Annotated in this window: 17 protein-coding genes; 7 read left to right on the top strand and 10 right to left on the bottom strand. The window is 65.2% G+C overall.

Annotated elements, in window-relative coordinates; genetic code table 11:
- Window positions 1-5: 5 nt before the first annotated feature.
- The 7 genes from LQF09_RS09960 (at window position 6) to zapE (ending at window position 9,280) form a co-directional block, all read left to right on the top strand.
- Window positions 6-716, top strand: a complete 711-nt coding sequence (locus tag LQF09_RS09960; RefSeq protein WP_002924946.1) for a succinate dehydrogenase iron-sulfur subunit — start codon at window positions 6-8, stop codon at window positions 714-716.
- A gap of 15 nt (window positions 717-731) precedes the next feature.
- Window positions 732-968 carry an FAD assembly factor SdhE gene (locus tag LQF09_RS09965; protein WP_002924948.1) on the top strand — a complete coding sequence of 79 codons (237 nt, stop codon included), beginning with the start codon at window positions 732-734 and terminating at the stop codon, window positions 966-968.
- A gap of 60 nt (window positions 969-1,028) precedes the next feature.
- Window positions 1,029-2,324, top strand: coding sequence for a citrate synthase (gene gltA, locus LQF09_RS09970; protein ID WP_002924950.1), 1,296 nt, complete (start codon window positions 1,029-1,031; stop codon window positions 2,322-2,324).
- Between the two features lie 162 nt (window positions 2,325-2,486).
- Window positions 2,487-5,339 carry a 2-oxoglutarate dehydrogenase E1 component gene (locus LQF09_RS09975; protein WP_037982947.1) on the top strand — a complete coding sequence of 951 codons (2,853 nt, stop codon included), beginning with the start codon at window positions 2,487-2,489 and terminating at the stop codon, window positions 5,337-5,339.
- 24 nt (window positions 5,340-5,363) lie between these two features.
- The gene (odhB, locus tag LQF09_RS09980) at window positions 5,364-6,554 is read left to right on the top strand and encodes a 2-oxoglutarate dehydrogenase complex dihydrolipoyllysine-residue succinyltransferase (protein ID WP_270067885.1); all 1,191 of its coding nucleotides are present in this window, start codon (window positions 5,364-5,366) and stop codon (window positions 6,552-6,554) included.
- 85 nt (window positions 6,555-6,639) lie between these two features.
- The gene (lpdA, locus tag LQF09_RS09985; RefSeq protein ID WP_270067886.1) at window positions 6,640-8,064 is read left to right on the top strand and encodes a dihydrolipoyl dehydrogenase; all 1,425 of its coding nucleotides are present in this window, start codon (window positions 6,640-6,642) and stop codon (window positions 8,062-8,064) included.
- A 100-nt stretch (window positions 8,065-8,164) separates the two neighbouring features.
- Complete coding sequence (zapE, locus tag LQF09_RS09990) at window positions 8,165-9,280, top strand: cell division protein ZapE (RefSeq protein WP_002929733.1); 1,116 nt, start codon at window positions 8,165-8,167, stop codon at window positions 9,278-9,280.
- 167 nt (window positions 9,281-9,447) lie between these two features.
- Here zapE and LQF09_RS09995 read toward each other — a convergent pair whose 3' ends face one another.
- From LQF09_RS09995 to gspF, 10 genes are all read right to left on the bottom strand, one after another.
- Window positions 9,448-11,466 (bottom strand): PhoX family protein, encoded by a 2,019-nt coding sequence (locus LQF09_RS09995; RefSeq protein WP_002939473.1) that lies wholly within the window; start codon window positions 11,464-11,466, stop codon window positions 9,448-9,450.
- Window positions 11,467-11,553: 87 nt separating this feature from the next.
- Window positions 11,554-12,327: a type II secretion system protein N gene (gene gspN, locus LQF09_RS10000; RefSeq protein WP_270067887.1), complete on the bottom strand. Its 774-nt coding sequence runs from the start codon at window positions 12,325-12,327 to the stop codon at window positions 11,554-11,556.
- On the bottom strand, window positions 12,327-12,803 hold the full coding sequence (gspM, locus tag LQF09_RS10005) for a type II secretion system protein GspM (RefSeq protein ID WP_270067888.1): 477 nt from the start codon (window positions 12,801-12,803) through the stop codon (window positions 12,327-12,329). The genes gspN and gspM overlap by 1 nt, the downstream gene beginning before the upstream one ends.
- 65 nt (window positions 12,804-12,868) lie before the next feature.
- Window positions 12,869-14,086, bottom strand: a complete 1,218-nt coding sequence (gene gspL / locus LQF09_RS10010; protein ID WP_270067889.1) for a type II secretion system protein GspL — start codon at window positions 14,084-14,086, stop codon at window positions 12,869-12,871.
- Complete coding sequence (gspK, locus tag LQF09_RS10015) at window positions 14,083-15,012, bottom strand: type II secretion system minor pseudopilin GspK (RefSeq protein ID WP_002929742.1); 930 nt, start codon at window positions 15,010-15,012, stop codon at window positions 14,083-14,085. Before gspK ends, gspL begins: the two co-directional genes overlap by 4 nt.
- A complete protein-coding gene (gspJ, locus tag LQF09_RS10020; RefSeq protein WP_002929743.1) occupies window positions 14,975-15,559 on the bottom strand; it encodes a type II secretion system minor pseudopilin GspJ in 585 nt (194 codons plus the stop codon). Before gspJ ends, gspK begins: the two co-directional genes overlap by 38 nt.
- Window positions 15,556-15,930 (bottom strand): type II secretion system minor pseudopilin GspI, encoded by a 375-nt coding sequence (gspI, locus tag LQF09_RS10025; protein ID WP_270067890.1) that lies wholly within the window; start codon window positions 15,928-15,930, stop codon window positions 15,556-15,558. The genes gspJ and gspI overlap by 4 nt, the downstream gene beginning before the upstream one ends.
- Entirely contained in the window at window positions 15,927-16,424 is a 498-nt protein-coding gene (locus LQF09_RS10030) for a prepilin-type N-terminal cleavage/methylation domain-containing protein (RefSeq protein ID WP_002929752.1), read from the bottom strand. The genes gspI and LQF09_RS10030 overlap by 4 nt, the downstream gene beginning before the upstream one ends.
- A gap of 48 nt (window positions 16,425-16,472) precedes the next feature.
- Window positions 16,473-16,913 carry a type II secretion system major pseudopilin GspG gene (gene gspG / locus LQF09_RS10035; RefSeq protein ID WP_002929754.1) on the bottom strand — a complete coding sequence of 147 codons (441 nt, stop codon included), beginning with the start codon at window positions 16,911-16,913 and terminating at the stop codon, window positions 16,473-16,475.
- A gap of 5 nt (window positions 16,914-16,918) precedes the next feature.
- On the bottom strand, window positions 16,919-18,121 hold the full coding sequence (gspF, locus tag LQF09_RS10040; RefSeq protein ID WP_270067891.1) for a type II secretion system inner membrane protein GspF: 1,203 nt from the start codon (window positions 18,119-18,121) through the stop codon (window positions 16,919-16,921).
- Between the last annotated feature and the right edge of the window lie 8 nt (window positions 18,122-18,129).

Here is an 18,129-nt window from a genome sequence, read left to right on the forward strand (position 1 = left end):
TACTCATGACCAAGCGTACCGTTCATTTCAAGATCTACCGCTACGACCCGGACAAGGACGAGAAGCCCTACATGCAGGACATCTCGGTCGAGCTCGAGCCGTCCGACAAGAAGCTGCTGGATGCGCTCGTGCGCCTGCGGGCCAAGGACGATTCGATGTCCTTCCGCCGTTCCTGCCGTGAAGGTGTGTGCGGCTCGGACGCTATGAACATCAACGGCAAGAACGGTCTGGCTTGCCTGACCGACATCGACAGCCTGGAGCAGCCGGTCACGCTGCGCCCGCTGCCGGGACTGCCGGTCATCCGCGACCTGATCGTGGACATGACGCAGTTCTTCAAGCAGTACCACTCGATCAAGCCCTACCTCGTCAACAACGATCCCGCACCCGAGCGCGAGCGCCTGCAGACGCCGGAGGACCGCGAGGAGCTCAACGGTCTGTACGAGTGCATCCTGTGCGCATGCTGCTCGACGTCCTGCCCGTCGTTCTGGTGGAATCCCGACAAGTTCGTCGGTCCGGCCGGCCTGCTTGCGGCCTACCGTTTCCTGGCCGACACCCGCGACCAGGATACCAATGCACGCCTCGACAACCTCGAGGATCCGTACCGCCTGTTCCGCTGCCACTCGATCATGAACTGCGTCGATGTCTGTCCGAAGGGTCTCAATCCGACCCGCGCGATTGGCAAGATCAAGGACATGATGGTCCGGCGTGCGGTATAAATACGGATTGACGCCATGAGCATCAACAGGGGGCGCGTGCGCTGGCAGTGTCGGCGGGCTCTTCTCGAACTCGACCTTGTGTTCACGCGCTTCCTGGAGCGGGATTTCGATCGTCTCACCGACGATCAGGTTGCGGATCTGGAGGAACTGCTGCGCTGTGACGACTACGACATCTGGGCGATGGTCAATGGCAGCAAGGCATGTGAAGTGGACCGCTGGAAGGAGATGATCGGCCTGCTGCGCCAGCGCTGAGGCGGCAGGTACGGTCACGATACGACAAGCAGTTAAACCGGCAAGTAGAAGGGACGATCTATGAGCACTGAACGCACTGCAACGCTAACCGTCGATGGCAAGACCGTCGAATTCCCGGTGATGACCGGTACCCATGGTCAGGATGTGATCGACATCCGCACCCTGGGCGGCAAGACCGGCCTGTTTACCTACGACTCGGGTTTTCTGTCGACTGCAAGCTGCAAGTCGAAGATCACCTTCATCGACGGCGACAAGGGTGAACTGCTGTATCGCGGCTACCCGATCGAGCAACTCGCCGAGAAGTGCAACTTCCTGGAAGTTGCCTACCTGCTCAAGAACGGCGAATTGCCGAACGCGCAGCAGCGCACGGAGTTCGAGGGTGTCATCAAGAACCACACCATGGTTCATGATCAGCTGACCCGCTTCTACAACGGTTTCCGCCGTGACGCGCATCCGATGGCGATCATGGTTGGTGTTGTCGGTGCACTGTCGGCCTTCTACCACGATGCGATGGACTTCTCCGACGAAGCGCATCGCAACGTGTCGATCAATCGTCTGATCGCCAAGCTGCCGACCATCGTGGCGATGGCCTACAAGTACAACACGGGCCAGCCGTTCATGTATCCGCGCAACGATCTTGGCTACACCGCCAACTTCATGCACATGATGTTCGGTACGCCGTGCGAGAAGTACGAGCCGAACCCGGTGCTGGTGCGCGCGCTCGACGTGATCTTCACGCTGCACGCCGACCACGAGCAGAACGCATCGACCTCGACGGTCCGCCTCGCCGGCTCGTCGGGTGCCAACCCGTTTGCCTGCATCTCGGCAGGTATCGCCTGCCTTTGGGGCCCGGCGCATGGCGGTGCGAACGAAGCCTGCCTGAACATGCTGGAAGAGATCGGCGACGTGTCGCGCGTCGGCGAGTACATCAAGCGCGCCAAGGACAAGAACGACAGCTTCAAGCTGATGGGTTTCGGTCACCGCGTGTACAAGAACTTCGATCCGCGTGCCAAGCTGATGGGCAAGGTGTGCGCCGACGTGCTTGGCGAGCTGGGTCTCGAGAACGATCGCCTGTTCAAGCTTGCGAAGGAACTCGAGCGCATTGCGCTGGAAGACGAGTACTTCGTGGAGAAGAAACTCTACCCGAACGTCGACTTCTACTCGGGCATCGTGCAGAAGGCGCTGGGTATCCCGACCTCCATGTTCACCTGCATCTTCGCGCTGGCGCGTACGGTGGGCTGGATCACCCAGTGGGAAGAGATGATTACCGATCCCGAGTACAAGATCGGTCGTCCGCGTCAGCTCTACATCGGAGCTGCGCGTCGCGACGTTCCGTCGCTCGAACAGCGTCCGTAAGAGACGATGGAGAGAGGGAGGAGGCTTCGCCAACTCTGATGATTGCGGGGTGGCTGCGCGTGCGCGGTCATCCCGTTTTTCCTTCAGGGACGAAGGTGCAGCTTTCCAAGCATTGCAGCAAGAAGAAAGCACGACAACAGAACACGACAGGTGGCCTTCACCATGATGAAGCAACTCGAACAGACCTCGCATTTGTTCGGCTCGAACGCGCCGTTCATTGAAGAGCAATACGAAAACTACCTCGCCGATCCGGCTTCGGTTTCCGAAGAGTGGCGCGAATACTTTGACAAGCTGCAGAGCCAGGCCGGCGCTGCGCAGCGCGACGTGGCCCATGGGCCGGTGATCGCTGCGTTCGAGCAGATGGCCAAGCGTGGCCCGGTGCGTACCGTGGTCACCGGTGGCGGTGAGGACAAGCAGCAGGTTTCGGTCCTGCAGCTCATCAACGCCTACCGTTTCCTCGGCAACCGCTGGGCCAATCTCGATCCGCTCAAGCGCGTTGAACGGCCGCAGATTGCCGAGCTCGAGCCCTCGTACTACGGCTTCACAGAGGCCGACCTGTCGAAGAGCTTCAATGTCGGCTCCTTCCACGGGTTCTCGACCGAACACGCCAGCCTGCGCGAGATCCTCGAGGCGCTGCGTCAGACCTATTGCGGGTCTATCGGTGCCGAGTACATGTACATGACCGACATCGCGCAGAAGCGCTGGATCCAGAGTCGACTGGAGAGCGTGCGCGGGACGCCGAAGTTCTCGCTCGAGATGAAGAAGCGCATTCTCGAGCGCACCACGGCCGCCGAGACGCTCGAGCGCTACCTGCATACCAAGTATGTGGGTCAGAAGCGTTTCTCGCTCGAAGGTGGCGAGACCGCAATCGTGGCGATGGACGAGATCATTCGAGTGGCGGGCAGCCTGGGTGTGGCCGAGACGGTGATCGGCATGGCACACCGTGGCCGCCTCAACGTGCTCGTCAACACCCTGGGCAAGTCGCCGTCGATGCTGTTCTCGGAGTTCGAGGGCAAGGCGGCAGCCGACCTGACCGCGGGTGACGTCAAGTACCACATGGGCTTCTCGAGCGACGTCATGACCCCGGGCGGTCCGATGCACCTGACCCTGGCGTTCAACCCCTCGCACCTCGAGATCATCAATCCGGTGGTTGCGGGTTCGGTCTACGCGCGCCAGGTTCGCCGCGGCGATGCCGAAAAGCGCGAAGTGCTGCCGGTGCTGATCCACGGTGACGCCGCGGTCGCTGGGCAGGGCGTGAACCAGGAGATGCTGAACTTCTCCCAGACCCGCGGCTACGGCACGGGCGGGACGATGCACATCGTCGTCAACAACCAGATCGGTTTCACCACCTCCGATCCGCGCGACTACCGCTCCTCGCTGTACTGCACCGACATCTTCAAGATGGTCGAAGCACCGATCTTCCATGTGAACGGTGACGATCCCGAGGCGGTGGCCTTCGTGACTGCGCTGGCGATCGAGTTCCGCCAGGAGTTCAAGAAGGACGTCGTCGTCGACATCATCTGCTTCCGCAAGCTCGGCCACAACGAGCAGGACGAGCCGATGGTGACTCAGCCGCTGATGTACCGCAGCATCCAGAAGCACCCCGGCACCCGCAAGCTCTACGCCGACCGCCTGGTTGCCGAGGGCAGCATCTCCGCCGATGAGCCGGAGAGGATGATCGCCGAGTACCGCGAGCATCTCGACCGCGGCGAGCTGCTCTACAACCCGGTGCTGTCCGGGCACAATCGCCAGCATGCAGTGGACTGGACGCCCTACCTCAAGCAGCCCTATACCGACGCCGCCGAGACAGCGATCCCGACGCAGGAGGTCAAGCGCCTGGGTGAGCGCCTGAGCACGGTTCCCGAGGGCTTCGCGCTGCATTCCCGCGTCAAGAAGATCATCGATGATCGAGCCGCAATGGCCCGTGGCGAGCTGCCGCTCGACTGGGGCATGGGCGAGAACCTGGCCTATGCGAGCCTTTTGGCACAGGGCTACGGTGTGCGCATCTCGGGCGAAGACGTGAATCGTGGCACCTTCTTCCACCGCCACGCTGCACTCCACGACCAGAAGCGCGAGCGCTGGGACGAAGGGACCTACAAGCCGCTCGAGCACATCCAGGATGGCCAGGCGCGCTTCCAGTGTTTCGACTCGGTGCTGTCGGAAGAAGCGCTGCTCGCCTTCGAGTATGGCTATTCAACTGCCGAACCCAACGAGCTCGTGGTCTGGGAGGCCCAGTTCGGCGACTTCGTCAACGGCGCCCAGGTGGTGATCGACCAGTTCATCAGCTCCGGTGAGGCCAAATGGGGTCGCCTGTCGGGCCTGGTGATGATGCTGCCGCACGGCTACGAAGGCCAGGGGCCGGAGCACTCGTCGGCGCGTCCCGAGCGTTTCATGAACATGGCGGCTGAGAACAACTGGCAGATCTGCGTGCCGACCACGCCCGCGCAGATCTTCCACCTGCTGCGGCGGCAGATGGTGCGCCGCCTGCGCAAGCCGCTGATCATCATCACGCCGAAGTCGCTGCTGCGCCACAAGGAGGCGATCTCGTCGATCGAGGAACTGGCCAACGGCCGCTTCCAGACCGTGATCCCGGAGATCGAGCAGCTCGACCCGAAGAAGGTCAAGCGTGTGGTGCTGTGCCAGGGCAAGATCTACTACGAGCTGCTGGCGCATCGCCGTGAGAACAAGATCACCGACACGGCACTGGTGCGTGTTGAACAGCTCTATCCCTTCCCCGAAAGCGATTTCGCCAAGGCGATCGAGCAGTTCCCGAACGCCAAGGAAGTCGTCTGGTGCCAGGAAGAGCCGCGCAACCAGGGGGCGTGGTACTGGCTGGCCTCGCGTCAGCATCTGGTCAATGTGCTCGGTACCAAGCGCAAGCTGCTGCTCGTCAGCCGTCCGGCAGCGGCGTCGCCCGCGGTTGGTTACTATGCCAAGCACAACCAGCAGCAGAAGGCGGTGATCGAGCACGCATTCGGCCCGATCCAGGAAACCACACCGCAGTCCCCGCACTGATAGAACAACCAGGGAGATTAATCCATGCTGATCGAAGTCAAAGTACCGCAGCTGTCCGAGTCCGTTTCGGAGGCCACCCTCGTTTCCTGGCACAAGAAGGAAGGCGATGCCGTCTCGCGCGACGAGAACCTCATCGACATCGAGACCGACAAGGTCGTGCTCGAGACGCCGGCACCGGCCGATGGCGTGCTCGTCAAGCTCATCAAGCAAAACGGCGACACCGTGACCTCGGGCGAGCTGATCGCCCAGATCGACACCGAAGCCAAGGCTGCGGGCGCCGCTGCGCCGGTTGCCGCGCCGGTGCAGGCGGTGACGCCGCCGCCGGCCGCTCCCGCCGCCTCGGCCGCGGGTGCTGCAAGCCCGGCCGCGCGCAAGATCCTCGATGAGAAGGGCATCGCCGCCGGCGACGTCGCGGGCTCCGGCCGTGGCGGTCGCGTCACCAAGGAAGACGCCGTCGCCGCCCAGCCCAAGGCTGCCGCTGCTGCTGCCCCGGCGGTGATCGCCGCCGTCGGTGATCGCCCCGAAGAGCGTGTGCCGATGACGCGCCTGCGCGCCCGCATCGCCGAGCGCCTGATCCAGTCGAAGAACGAAAACGCCATCCTGACCACGTTCAACGAGGTCAACATGGCGCCGGTGATGGCGCTGCGCAAGCAATATGGCGACAAGTTCGAGAAGGCCCATGGCGTACGCCTGGGCTTCATGGGCTTCTTCGTCAAGGCGGCGGTGGCCGCGCTGAAGAAGTTCCCGATCCTGAACGCCTCGGTCGATGGCAACGACATCGTCTACCACGGCTATATCGACATCGGCATCGCGGTCGGTTCGCCGCGCGGCCTGGTGGTGCCGATCCTGCGCAACGCCGAGTCCATGTCGATCGCCGAGATCGAGCTCAAGATCGCCGAGTTCGGCCAGAAGGCCAAGGACGGCAAGCTGTCGCTCGACGACCTGTCGGGTGGCACCTTCTCGATCTCCAACGGCGGCGTTTTCGGCTCGATGATGTCGACCCCGATCATCAACCCGCCGCAGTCGGCCATCCTCGGCATCCATGCCACCAAGGATCGCGCTGTGGTCGAGAACGGCCAGATCGTCGTGCGTCCGATCAACTACCTGGCGATGTCCTACGACCACCGTATCATCGACGGTCGTGAGGCCGTGCTTGGTCTGGTGACGATGAAGGAAGCGCTGGAAGATCCGGCTCGCCTGATCCTCGACGTCTGATCACAACGCACAGGGGCGCGTCACGCCGCCAGGCTGCTTGCCTGTGCGGCGGGGCAGCGCCCCGTTTTCCTGAAGGGAGAGATGAATGTCCAAAGAATTCGACGTCCTCGTCATCGGCGGCGGTCCCGGCGGCTATGTGGCGGCCATTCGCGCTGCACAGCTCGGTTTCAAGACCGCGTGCTGCGAGTCCAACCCCTATGCCGATCCCAAGGGCGAGCCGCGCCTGGGCGGTACCTGCCTGAACGTGGGTTGCATCCCGTCCAAGGCGCTGCTGCACACCTCGCACCTGTTCGAGGAAGCGGGTCACAGCTTCGAGAGCCAGGGCATCAGCGTCGGCACGCCGAAGATTGACGTCGCCAAGATGATCGCGCGCAAGAGCGGCATCGTCGACCAGCTCACCGGCGGCATCAAGGGTCTGTTCAAGAAGAACAAGGTCACGCTGCTGAACGGTCACGGTGCTTTCGTCGGCAAGGGTGACGCCGGTTGGCACGTCAAGGTCGGCGAAGAGCTCGTCGTCGCCAAGCAGGTCATCGTCGCCACCGGTTCGGCGCCGCGCCACCTGCCCGGCATTCCGGTCGACAACAAGATCGTCTGCGACAACGTTGGCGCCCTCGACATCGACGCGGTGCCCAAGAAGCTCGCGGTGATCGGTGCCGGTGTGATCGGACTCGAAATGGGTTCGGTGTGGCGCCGCGTGGGCGCGGATGTCACCGTGCTCGAAGCCATGCCCGACTTCCTTGCCGCTGCCGATCAGGATGTGGCTAAGGATGCACTCAAGGTCTTCACCAAGCAAGGCCTCAAGATCAACCTCGGTGTTCAGATCGGCGAGGTGAAGGTCGGCAAGAAGGGCGTCACGATCGCCTACAAGGACAAGGACGGTGCAGAGCAGAAGCTCGAAGCCGACCGCCTGATCGTGTCGGTTGGCCGCGTCCCCAATACTGCCGGCCTCAACCCGGAAGCCGTCGGCCTCAAGATCACCGAGCGCGGCATGATCGAGGTCGATGACCACTGCCGGACGAATCTGCCCGGCGTGTGGGCGGTTGGTGATGTGGTGCGCGGTCCGATGCTGGCACACAAGGCAATGGAAGAGGCCGTGATGGTCGCCGAGCTGATGGCAGGCCAGGCGGGTCACTGCAACTTCGACACCGTGCCCTGGGTCATCTACACCAGCCCTGAGATTGCCTGGGTCGGCAAGACCGAACAGCAGCTCAAGGCCGCTGGCGTGGCCTACAAGGTCGGCAAGATTCCCTTCCTGGCCAATGGTCGCGCGCTCGGCATGGGCGATCCCACCGGCTTCGTCAAGATGCTGGCCGATGCCAACACCGATCGTATCCTCGGCGTGCACATCATCGGCGCCAACGCGTCGGAGCTGATCTCCGAGGCCGTGGTAGCGATGGAGTTCGCCGGTTGCTCGGAAGACCTGGCGCGTATCTGCCATGCCCACCCGACACTGTCCGAGGTGGTGCACGAGGCTGCGCTGGCCTGCGACAAGCGGCCGCTGCACTTCTAAGCCGCGCCTGCGGTAACGGGGGGTGGGTGCGAGTCCTGCTCGCGCCCACCCCTTCTTGCGTTAACCTGCTGCCCCCAGCACAGCTGAACATCGACCCAAAATGCCTCATCGCATCCTGAACGTTCCCCAGCACGGGATGATCGACGCCTATGAAGCCCAGCTGAAGGCGCGTGGATTCCAGTCCGACCCGGCCCAGCGTGCTGCCGCCCAGCGCCTGCAAGGACTGTACACCGAACTCGTCGGCTTCAAGGCTGCCCGCCAGGGCAGCAGGATCAAGCAGTTCTTCAATAAGCCCCAGATGCCTCGCAGCGTGTACTTCTGGGGTGGTGTCGGGCGTGGCAAGAGCTTTCTGATGGACTGCTTTTTCGATGCCGTGCCCTACAAGCGCAAGCGCCGGGTGCACTTCCATGCCTTCATGCAGGAAGTGCAGAACGACCTCAAGAATCACAATCACGAGCCCGACCCGCTGCAGAAGGTAGCGGACCGCATCGCGGGCGCAACCCGGCTGCTGTGCTTCGACGAGTTCCACGTATCGGATATCGCCGACGCGATGATCCTCGGTCGCCTGCTTGACGCCCTGTTTGCGCGCGGTGTCATCTTCGTCATGACCTCGAACTATCCGCCGGATGGCTTGTATCCCAACGGACTGATGCGCATCAATTTCCTGCCCACGATCGAGATGATCAAGCGCCGCTTCGATGTGGTCGAGGTCGACGACGGCACGGACTACCGCTTGCGCACGCTCGAGAAAATGGAGATCTACCTCGTGCCGCACGACGCTGCGGCAGAGGCCAAGATGGGAGAGGACTTCCGCCGTCTCGCGGCCAGCCCGGGCGAGGGCGGCGACATCGAGATCCTCGGACGCAGCTTAGCGGTCGTACGCCAGGCGCCAGGCGTGATCTGGTTTGATTTTGCGACCTTGTGCGGCGGACCAAGGTCGCAGAACGACTACCTCGAAATTGCGCGCGAGCACCACACGCTGATCCTGTCCGCCGTACCGAAGATGCTCGTCGGCAATGCGTCCGAGGCGCGCCGCTTCACCTGGCTCATCGATGTGCTCTACGACCACCGCGTCAAGCTCATCATGAGCGCAGAGGTCGAGGCTTACGAGCTTTACACCGAAGGCCACAATGCACACGAGTTCGTACGCACCGTGAGCCGGCTCATGGAAATGCGCACCCGCGACTACCTGGCCGAAGCGCACCGCACTGAATGACAGCCCGTCGCGCCGGGACCACGTAGGAACGGTGCAGGCCGCGCGCTTTTCGGTCGTTGGCAGACGAGGCCGCCTTCAACCCCTCGCGGCTTGCGCCGCTCCCACGGCAGCCCCCAGTTGCGGCGGGGCCACGCAGGAGCGGCGCAAGCCGCGAGCTTTTCCGCCGGTCAGAGACCGATCACGCCGCCGTCGTTGCGGGTGATGATCACCGTGGCGCAGCGCGGACGCGGGCCCGACGGGTCGACCGTCGTGTAAGGCTGCGGACGATCGGGCCAGTTGCTGGTGAAGTTGCCCGGCGTCGAGCGGTCCCCGGGGTGCTGGTTGTTCACGAACATGGTCTTCCCATCAGGTGTCGTGATGACGCCAGTCACCTCTTGCTCCCTCGGCCCGACATAGAAGCGGCGGATCTCGCCCGTTGCCGGTTCGGCGGCCAGCATCTGGTTCTCACCGAATGGGCCCGAACCCTGCTGCGAGCCGCTCATGTCGGTCTGGATCCACAGGATACCGTTCGGGTCGATCCAAAGGCCGTCCGGGCTGGCATGGATGGCATCCTCGCCCAGCGGCTGAGTGGCGTCGCCGAGTTTGCCGCTGTCGGTCAGCGTGCCGGAAAGCACGAAGATATCCCACTCGAAGCTCAGTGCCGCAGCGTCGTTGCCGGTTTCGCGCCAGCGCACGATATGGCCATAGGGGTTGGGCGCACGCGGGTTGGCCGCGTCGGCAACGGTACGGCTGCTGTTGTTGGTGAGCGTGAAGTACACCTCGCCGGTATGCGGGTGCACCGCGCCCCATTCCGGCCGGTCCATCGGTGTCGCGTCAACCGTGGCCGCGGCGAGGCGGGTGTTCAGCAGCACATCGCCCTGGTCGCTGAAGCTGACGCCCTTGGCCAGGCAGGCAGCCAGGAAGTCGGCGTTGTTGAAGTCGAGCGCGAGCCAGCGACCGCTGCCGTCGGCATCGAAGCGGGCCACGTAGAGCGTGCCGTCGTCCAGCATGCTGCCGTTGGCGGTGGCAGCCGAGTAGTTGGCGCGGGTCACGAACTTGTAGATGTACTCGTTCTGCGAGTCATCGCCCATGTAGAAGACGACGGGGCGGCCTTCGACCACCGGCGCATACACACAGCCCTCGTGCGCGAAGCGGCCGAGCGCGGTGCGCTTGATCGGGGTCGAGTCAGGGTCGAAGGGGTCGATCTCGACCACCCAGCCGAAGCCGTTGACCTCGTTGCGATAGTCCTCGCTGGCGGACGCGGCCTTGACGCTGACGTCGAAGCGCTCGTACTCGTCACCGGCCACGGTCTCCCAGCGGTAACGGCCGCTCGAGGTGGCAACGCCGTATCGGCTGTGTTCGCGCGGACGGCCGGTCTTGTTGACGAAGTAACCGGCCCAGTTCTCCTCGCAGGTGAGGTAGGTGTTCCAGGGCGTGTAGCCGTGGGCGCAGTTGTTGAGCGTGCCGCGCGTGCGGGTGCCATCCGGACTGTACTTGGTGCGCACCTTCTCGTGGCCGCGCACCGGACCACGGATGGCCATCGGGGTGGCGCCGGTGATGCGGCGGTTATAGGCACCGCGTACGATTTCCCACTGGCCATGGGCGGTACTGCGAATCTCCACCACCGCGACGCCGTGGGCGGCGATCTCCTTGCGGACCTCGTCGGGCACGGTGCGGATGCCGCCCACCGTCGTCGCGCCATTGGCATGCAGCACGGGCTGCACGATGTACTCGTGGTTCATCACCAGCAGGCCATGAGTCGAACTGCCGCCGATCGGGAAGAAGTGCATGCCGTCATGGCACATCCCCATCTGCTGTTCCTGCTCGGCGCCGGTGTTGGTGCCGTCGGGCTTGTACTCGGGGTAGGTGCCGCAGATCGGCGTGCCGAGCGGCAGGAAGGGCGTGGCCGTGTAGCCGGCGGGCACGGTCGTGGTGTCGGCACGCGTCACCGCGACAGCCTGGAAGCCAAGCTTGGGCTCGCTGAAGCCGGGTGCGGCGGGTGTCTCGACTGCCGGGGTGTCATTGTCGCTGTCCGACACGCAGGCCGTCAGCGTGGTCCCGAACAGGGTGGCGGTGGCCGCAGCCATGCTCCCCTTCATCAATTGCCGGCGCGACATGCGCACGGCAAGGACCTCGTTGAAATGGGGGGAGGGGCAGTCCTCGCGCAGCGGTTCGTCGAGGTAGGCCTTGGTCGGGGAATTGCTCATTGGTGTAAGGCTCCGTGGCCGTGGTTGAGAAACCGACAACTTAGGGGCTTAGCGATACAAAAAAATTATGAATTTCTTGCAGTTTGATTAAAGGCTCCCGTGCCGCCACTGAACTTGTAGCGTGCCGTCGGCCTGAGGCTGCATCACGTCACCGGTCAGGGCGCCGAGTTGCTTGACTAGCTCGGGGTCGCCACCGATACGGATGTCGCCACTGCTGCTGCGTGTGGCGTGCACCACCATGCTGGCGCTTGCCTGCAGCCGGTTGTCGCTTGGGCTGACCACGACGATCGATAAGGTGCGCTCTTCAAGTCCGAGCTGCAGCCCGAAGCGACCGAGCGAGGGCCCTGGCAACACGCTGGTCGCAAGGGCGGACAGCTCCAGTGCCATCGCGCCCCTACACCTCATGCGCCAGTTGCATGTGCCTTCGCCTGCAGGCACTGAGGCACGTGCATGCCAACCGAGGCGGGCGGCAGGATGCGTGAGCGTCCGGATCAGTGGTGCGATATCGACCGGGGGGACCTGCCAGCGCAGTTCCAGGCCGCTCTGGCTGGCTGTGACGTTCAGTACTGGCTGGTCGTCGAACTCGACATCCAGTATCGGCCTCCCATGAATGAGCCCGAATGGGGCGATCTGCCAAGCCACGGTCAGCCAGCGTATATGACCCTGCGGGGTGCTTTCAGCGAGTACGCCCCGGCCTCTCCAGAGCGTTCCCGAGCGCTCGAGCAGGCGGATGTGATGTCCGCTATGGGTAGCCAATGCGGTATCGATGAGCGCTGCCGGGGCCTGGGTGACGATGAAGGCAAGCAGGAGGAATGCCGCTAGCAGCCACTGGCGGGATGTTGGTTGGAGGCTGCTCGTCATCAACGTACGAGCGCTGTGGGGTCGAGACGGATCAGGAAGCGACCGTTGCCGGCATCGAAGTCGAGTTCACTCACGCGCAAGCGGTGCCGGGAATGCAGTTCAGCCAGCCACGGCAGCAAGCGTTCCAGGGAGCTCGAACCGGAAACGATGACTGCTGCCTCCTCGACCCGGATGTCGGTGACGAGGCCGTGCGCCATGGCCGACGCTGCCAGTTCTGCGGGGCCGGCTGGTGATGCGGTGGATGGGCTGCGGCGCAGGTGGGCGAGTTCTGCTGCATCTCGCTCCATCATCTGGACGCTGAGGATGAGGGCGGGAAGCTGGCGGTCGAGCCGCGTGCGTTCGGCGATCATCCAGTCGCCGATCATCCATGCCAGCGCACACGGCACGAAAAGGCTGGCGATGCGCAGCGCCCATCGTTCGCGTGGTGCGAGGTTGGCGAACTGCGTACTCAGGGCGGAGGCGAGGCGTTTCATCATGACGGGGCGTATGGGGGCGTATGGGGCGCGTTCGGAGGGCGGAGAAGCGGGAGACAGTAGCGGTCTCAAGGCTGCGGCTGGAGGTGGATGCGATGGCCCTCCAGCCTGGCGCTCAGACCACGGTGGGCGAGCGGCGCAGTAGCCGGCAGCGGAGACGCGAGCTCCGCCTCGAGCCGCGGCGTGCGGTAGGCCATCTGCAGTGGCAGGGAGCCGTTCGCCTCGATGAGCGCCTGGAGCAGGGCCAACAGGTCGCCCGCGCTGAGCAGGCCGTGATCGCGTCGTGCTTCATCGAGGGCTCGACGCAACTGTAGTTGCGGCGCAATCGCAGGCGTGGCCGGCAAGGCATCGGCGAAGATCGCACGCTCGCGGCCTTCCAGCTCAGCGACCGTGTTGCGGTCGACCGCGATGCCCACCGCAAGCGCGATACCGGCGATGAGGGTGGCGGCGCCGGCTAGAGCGGCCGGCAGGCGCAGGGCGCCCCATATGCCTGTGCCCGCAGATGCTGCGGGGGCGAACGGACCGTGCAGCAGGTTGGCGGCAAGCAGGCTTCGCCCCCACAGCCCATCCAGCGAGCATTGGCTGATCTCCATCGCGCACTGTCGCGACAGCAGTGTCATTTCGGCATCGGTGAGCGGCGTGGCGGTGGTGAAGACGAGTTCGGCCGGCTGCTGTGCCGGTTCGGCCATGGTTGCCAGTGTCAGTGCGCAGGCCAGGGTGTCCCCGCGGGCAGGGGCGGCCGTGGTCGATGGTGTGTGCGGTGGCATGTCGACGGTGATCGCCCCGTCGGGACCCGCGCGCAGGCTGAGGCTGCCCGTTCCGGCATCGATCGCCTGCCAGCACGTGGTGGTCGCAGGCAGGCAGTCGACAAGGGCCACCGCGCGCCCGAGCGGACGGCGAAGGGCTTCGAACTGTGCGCAGATCTGGCGCAGGCGGGCGTGGGCAATCACCACCGCAAGCAGTCGCCGTCCCCCGGGCTGCTCCTCATCGGCGCGTTCGCTCGTGATCGTCACATGCTCATGGTCGATGTCACGCGCCAGACGTGCCTCGAGGGCGTAGCGAATCAGAGGCAGGCGGTCGCGTCGCTTGCTTGGCGGGACGCGGAGGGCGGCGAGCAGGCAGTCCGCGCCGTCGATGAGCGCGACGTGCTCGCCTGCGTTCGGCCAGTGCGACGGTGCGCTGCGGCCATGTTCGACGATGCGGCCGTCGCGGTCCAGCAGCGCCCACTCGCAGTCGGGTTGATCTGGCCAGCGTTCGGGGATGATGAGGGCGAGTCGGGTGTTCATTCGATGCGATACCAGATGATGTCCACGCTGGTCTGGCGACGGTCGAGCAAGGCTTGGAGGCGCGTGATGGCCTCACCGTAGCCGGCGTGGATGTGGGCAATGAAGAAGCGGCTGTGTACGTCGAGCGCGCTGGCTGCGGGCAGGTCGAGGCCCGGTCCCAGCAGCGCAGCGATATCGCCGCGGTTGCGGAACCAGGTGTGCGTGCGTGCAGCGACCATGGTCCGGGCCGCAGACAGGTCGAGCCCATCGATGGTGGCGGCAAGGACTTCGGCGCTCGCCATGTTGGCGTTGATCGGGGCTCGGGCCGGCAAGGTGGCGACATGCGGCGTGAGTTGCGCGATTGCCTCCGGCGTGAAGGCGGGGATCGCGATCAGCTCGCCGACCTCGGTGAGCTCGAAGGCCTGCTTGCCGGACTCGGTGCCGGTGGCCGGCTGCAGGTGCGCTTCGAGCGCGTCCGCGAGCAGTCGCGCGCGCACGGCGTCACCGAGCACGAGCGCGAACAGACGCTCGGCTTGCCCGCGTGCGCTGGCGTGCGCGGGATTGCCCGGATGCAGGGCGTTGAGGTCGAAGCGGCCGGACAGCTCGTTGATGCGGCCGCCAACCGTGCCTGCCTTGGGGTCGCGGTCGATGGGTGTGGGCGGGATCTCGATTGCCCACGGCTCGCCGGCGTGGTCGGCTGCACTGGTGCGGCGGTCGTCTGCAAGGACGTTGCGTGTCCAGTCCACGGCGGCGATCGCGAGTTGCCGCGACTGCGCCTGTTCGAAGCGGCCCTCGTGCACTTCGATGCCGAGGCTCAGATCGGCGAGCGCTGCCGCGGCGAGCACGGCGGCGAGGCCGACGGTCAGCAGGGCGAGCACGATCGCGGCACCGCGCTGGCGTGCGTGGCCTTTAGCGCAGCGCGAACACACGGCGAATCGTTCCCACATCCGACAATTCCATTTCGAAGGCGATTGCAGCCGGTAGACCGGCGTCCTGTGGCTGCTCGGGCGGCCACGCTGCGACCCAGCGGTCACCATGCAGGAACCGCCAGTGCAGCGCGTTCACACGGTCCAGAAGGCGCACGCGGCTGGGTTCCGCGGCTGCATCGGGGCCGTCCCAGATCCACCACTCGAGGCGATCGCCCACGAGCAGCAAGGCGGCGTCCTGCACCGGCCCGCCATCGGCCCCAGGCGAGGCAAAGCGCAGCATCACCTGGGCCGGGCCGGTGCCGACCGCTTCGGGTTGCCGGCTGGGGGGCGGCCTGTGGGCTAGGCGGCCGGTGCCGGGCAACGCCTGTAGCAACTCTTCGTCCACGCGTGCGACGGCGGTCGTGATCGCACGCCAGCGCTCGAGTTCGGCTCCGACATGCTGGCGCGTGGTGATCAGGCTGTCGGTCGCTCGCCAGGTGAGCAGGCCGAGCAGCGCGAAGAGCGCGAGCGCAATCATGAGTTCGATGAGGGTCATGCCGCGCGCGTGGTCAATGCGCAGGCTCATCGCGGCGGCCTCGCGACGTACCCGCTCATGCGTCCGAGCGGGCGTTTGTCGTCAGCCGCGCTCACCTCGACGTCGATACGGCGGAAGAGGTTGTTCGGCGTCGCACTGATGCGTTCGGTCCACACATAGCTGCCGCCCGCCATGTCGACCCGACCCTGGCGTTGGCCGAGTGCGGGCCACTGACGGTGGGCGCGCATCTCCGCCAGCCGGTTCTGCGCCACCCAGCTTGCAACGGCGTGTTCGCGCAGGCCTGCCGCGGCATGGATCGTGCTCCCCAGCGCCCGTGTTGCAGAGAGCAGAGCGATCGCCACGATCGATATCGCCACCAGCATCTCGAGCAAGGTGAAGCCCGCTGCGCGCCTGGCGTTCATCGTCCGGCTCCGGGATGCTCGAGGCGATGGAGCACGCTACCGGCGCGGCTGCCGTCCAGGACGTGCAGTACCCCTTCGTGCGCGAGCGCCAGCCGGTACTGTGGCGGTCTCGTACCAAACTCGATGCGGCGGTGAGCCGGCGAGGCGGTGGTGCCGGCCTGTCGGCTGCTCGTGGCCAGACTGTGCCAGGCCAAGCCTGCTGGCAGGCGCCTGGGCTGCAGGGCAGGATCCGCATCGATGCGCTGCCATTGGCCGTGCCGATCCAGGCTGGTGAAGCGGTAGCCGTCGGCCTGGAACTCGATTGCCAGGCGCTGGCCGCGGATGCTGGCACGGTAGGCGGCGGTCTCTAGCGCCTTGCGCAGCTGCTCTACGGCCACAGCCGGGTCGCGCTCACGGTCGGCAGTCACGGCGAGACTCATCGCCCCGGCCGCGATACCGAGCACGAGCAGGGTGACCAGGACTTCGACGAGCGAGAAGCCGCGGGCGGGGCGCATGGCCTGGTGGCTGGCAGGGAAGCGGGCGGTGCCGGACTGGGCCTGCGCTCAGGGCTGCCAGGAGCCGATGTCGGCATCGAAGCCGTCGCCGCCGCTGCGGCCGTCGGCACCATAGCTCATCACATCCACCTCGCCATTGATGCCGGGGTTCAGATACTGGTACGGGTTGCCCCAGGGGTCGCGCGGCAGGCGCTCGACATAGACTTTCCAGTTGGGCGGCAGCGGGGCCAGCGTCGGCCTGCTCACCAGGGCCTCGAGGCCTTGCTGGGTCGTCGGGTAGCTGCGGTTGTCGAGTTTGTACAGTCTGAGCGCCTGCATCAGCGAAGCGATGTCCTGGCGGGCGGCGACCACGCGTGCTTCATCCGGACGGCTCATCACCCGTGGTACGACGAGCGCGGCGAGCACGCCGAGGATGACGATGACGATCATCACTTCGATGAGGGTGAAACCGCGCGCGCACGGCGCCTTGTGGAGCAGCAGTCTGGACATGTGGATTATCTCATCAGGGTGTTGATCTCGATGATCGGCTGCATGACGGCAAGCACGATCAGCAGTACGAAGGCGCCCATCAGCAGCAGCAGGGCGGGTTCGAGCAGGCTGGTGAGGGTGGCGCTGCGACTCTCGAGCTCGAGTTGCTGCAGGCGGGCGGCCTTGTCGAGCAGCGCTGCGATCTGCCCGGTTGCTTCGCCGTTGGCGACCATGTGCAGCAGCAGCGGTGGAAAGCTGCGGGTGGCCGCAAGGGCGCGCGACAAGGCCATGCCTTCGCGCACGCGCTCGGTAGCGCTCGTCACCGCCTCGCGCACCGGAAGACGTTGCACCACGCGGCCACCGGCATCGAGCGCGCGCAGCAAGGGCACGCCGCTGCCGACCAGGATGGACAGGGTGCTCGCGAAGCGGGTGGCGTCGAGGGTGCGCAGGTGGCGGCCAATCAAGGGCAGGCCTAGCAACAGCAGGTCGACCCGGCGCCGAAAGACCGTGTCGCGCAGCGCCGCAACGAACGCGAGGCCGAGGATGCTGGCAGCAATCAGCATCACCAGGCCCCATGCCTGGATGAACTCGGACAGCCCGATCGTGATGCGGGTGAGTGGCGGCAGGCTCTGCCTCGACTGGGCAAATACGCCCACCACTTGCGGCACCACCCAGACCATCAGTGCGACGACGATGACGAGCGCGACGCAGGCAACCAGGCATGGGTAGATCAGTGCCTGTTGGGTCTTGCGGCGAAGGATGTCGTTCTGCTCAAGATGGTCGGCCAGTTGCAGCATCACGCGTGCAAGCTCGCCCGATTGCTCGCCAGCCGCGACCGACGCCCGATACAGGGTGGGGAACTGGGCCGGGAAGCGCTCCAGCGCAGCGGCAAGGCTCAGCCCACCGACGATTTCGCTACGCACTCCGGCGAGCACGCGGCGCACCGGCTCGGTGTCGGCCTGTTCGATCAGCGCCGCCAACGATTGCTCTACCGTAAGCCCGGAGGCAAGCAGGGTGGCCCACTGCCGGGACATCAGGGTAAGCACGCTCGCCGGCAGGCGCGCACGCAGGGCAGTGTTCGCGTGCTGGCGGCCGATGCCGTTTACCTCGAGCGGTGCGAGGCCACGTTCGCGCAGCGCGCTGCGGGCCGCGCGCGCGCTGTCGGCCTCGATCACGCCGCGCTGTTCGCGTCCGCCGGCGTCGAGCGCTCGGTACTGGAATGCCGCCATGGTGTTCG

Origin of the sequence: Thauera sp. WB-2, from assembly GCF_027594845.1 — a bacterium.
GTDB lineage: Bacteria > Pseudomonadota > Gammaproteobacteria > Burkholderiales > Rhodocyclaceae > Thauera > Thauera mechernichensis.

Excerpts from the sequence above, each read along its gene's own strand:
- LQF09_RS09960 (WP_002924946.1), top strand. The coding sequence starts at position 6 with ATGACCAAGCGTACCGTTCATTTCAAGATCTACCGCTACGACCCGGAC.
- LQF09_RS09965 (WP_002924948.1), top strand. The coding sequence starts at position 732 with ATGAGCATCAACAGGGGGCGCGTGCGCTGGCAGTGTCGGCGGGCTCTT.
- gltA (WP_002924950.1), top strand. The coding sequence starts at position 1,029 with ATGAGCACTGAACGCACTGCAACGCTAACCGTCGATGGCAAGACCGTC.
- LQF09_RS09975 (WP_037982947.1), top strand. The coding sequence starts at position 2,487 with ATGATGAAGCAACTCGAACAGACCTCGCATTTGTTCGGCTCGAACGCG.
- odhB (WP_270067885.1), top strand. The coding sequence starts at position 5,364 with ATGCTGATCGAAGTCAAAGTACCGCAGCTGTCCGAGTCCGTTTCGGAG.
- lpdA (WP_270067886.1), top strand. The coding sequence starts at position 6,640 with ATGTCCAAAGAATTCGACGTCCTCGTCATCGGCGGCGGTCCCGGCGGC.
- zapE (WP_002929733.1), top strand. The coding sequence starts at position 8,165 with ATGCCTCATCGCATCCTGAACGTTCCCCAGCACGGGATGATCGACGCC.
- LQF09_RS09995 (WP_002939473.1), bottom strand. The coding sequence starts at position 11,466 with ATGAGCAATTCCCCGACCAAGGCCTACCTCGACGAACCGCTGCGCGAG.
- gspN (WP_270067887.1), bottom strand. The coding sequence starts at position 12,327 with ATGACGAGCAGCCTCCAACCAACATCCCGCCAGTGGCTGCTAGCGGCA.
- gspM (WP_270067888.1), bottom strand. The coding sequence starts at position 12,803 with ATGATGAAACGCCTCGCCTCCGCCCTGAGTACGCAGTTCGCCAACCTC.
- gspL (WP_270067889.1), bottom strand. The coding sequence starts at position 14,086 with ATGAACACCCGACTCGCCCTCATCATCCCCGAACGCTGGCCAGATCAA.
- gspK (WP_002929742.1), bottom strand. The coding sequence starts at position 15,012 with ATGTGGGAACGATTCGCCGTGTGTTCGCGCTGCGCTAAAGGCCACGCA.
- gspJ (WP_002929743.1), bottom strand. The coding sequence starts at position 15,559 with ATGAGCCTGCGCATTGACCACGCGCGCGGCATGACCCTCATCGAACTC.
- gspI (WP_270067890.1), bottom strand. The coding sequence starts at position 15,930 with ATGAACGCCAGGCGCGCAGCGGGCTTCACCTTGCTCGAGATGCTGGTG.
- LQF09_RS10030 (WP_002929752.1), bottom strand. The coding sequence starts at position 16,424 with ATGCGCCCCGCCCGCGGCTTCTCGCTCGTCGAAGTCCTGGTCACCCTG.
- gspG (WP_002929754.1), bottom strand. The coding sequence starts at position 16,913 with ATGTCCAGACTGCTGCTCCACAAGGCGCCGTGCGCGCGCGGTTTCACC.
- gspF (WP_270067891.1), bottom strand. The coding sequence starts at position 18,121 with ATGGCGGCATTCCAGTACCGAGCGCTCGACGCCGGCGGACGCGAACAG.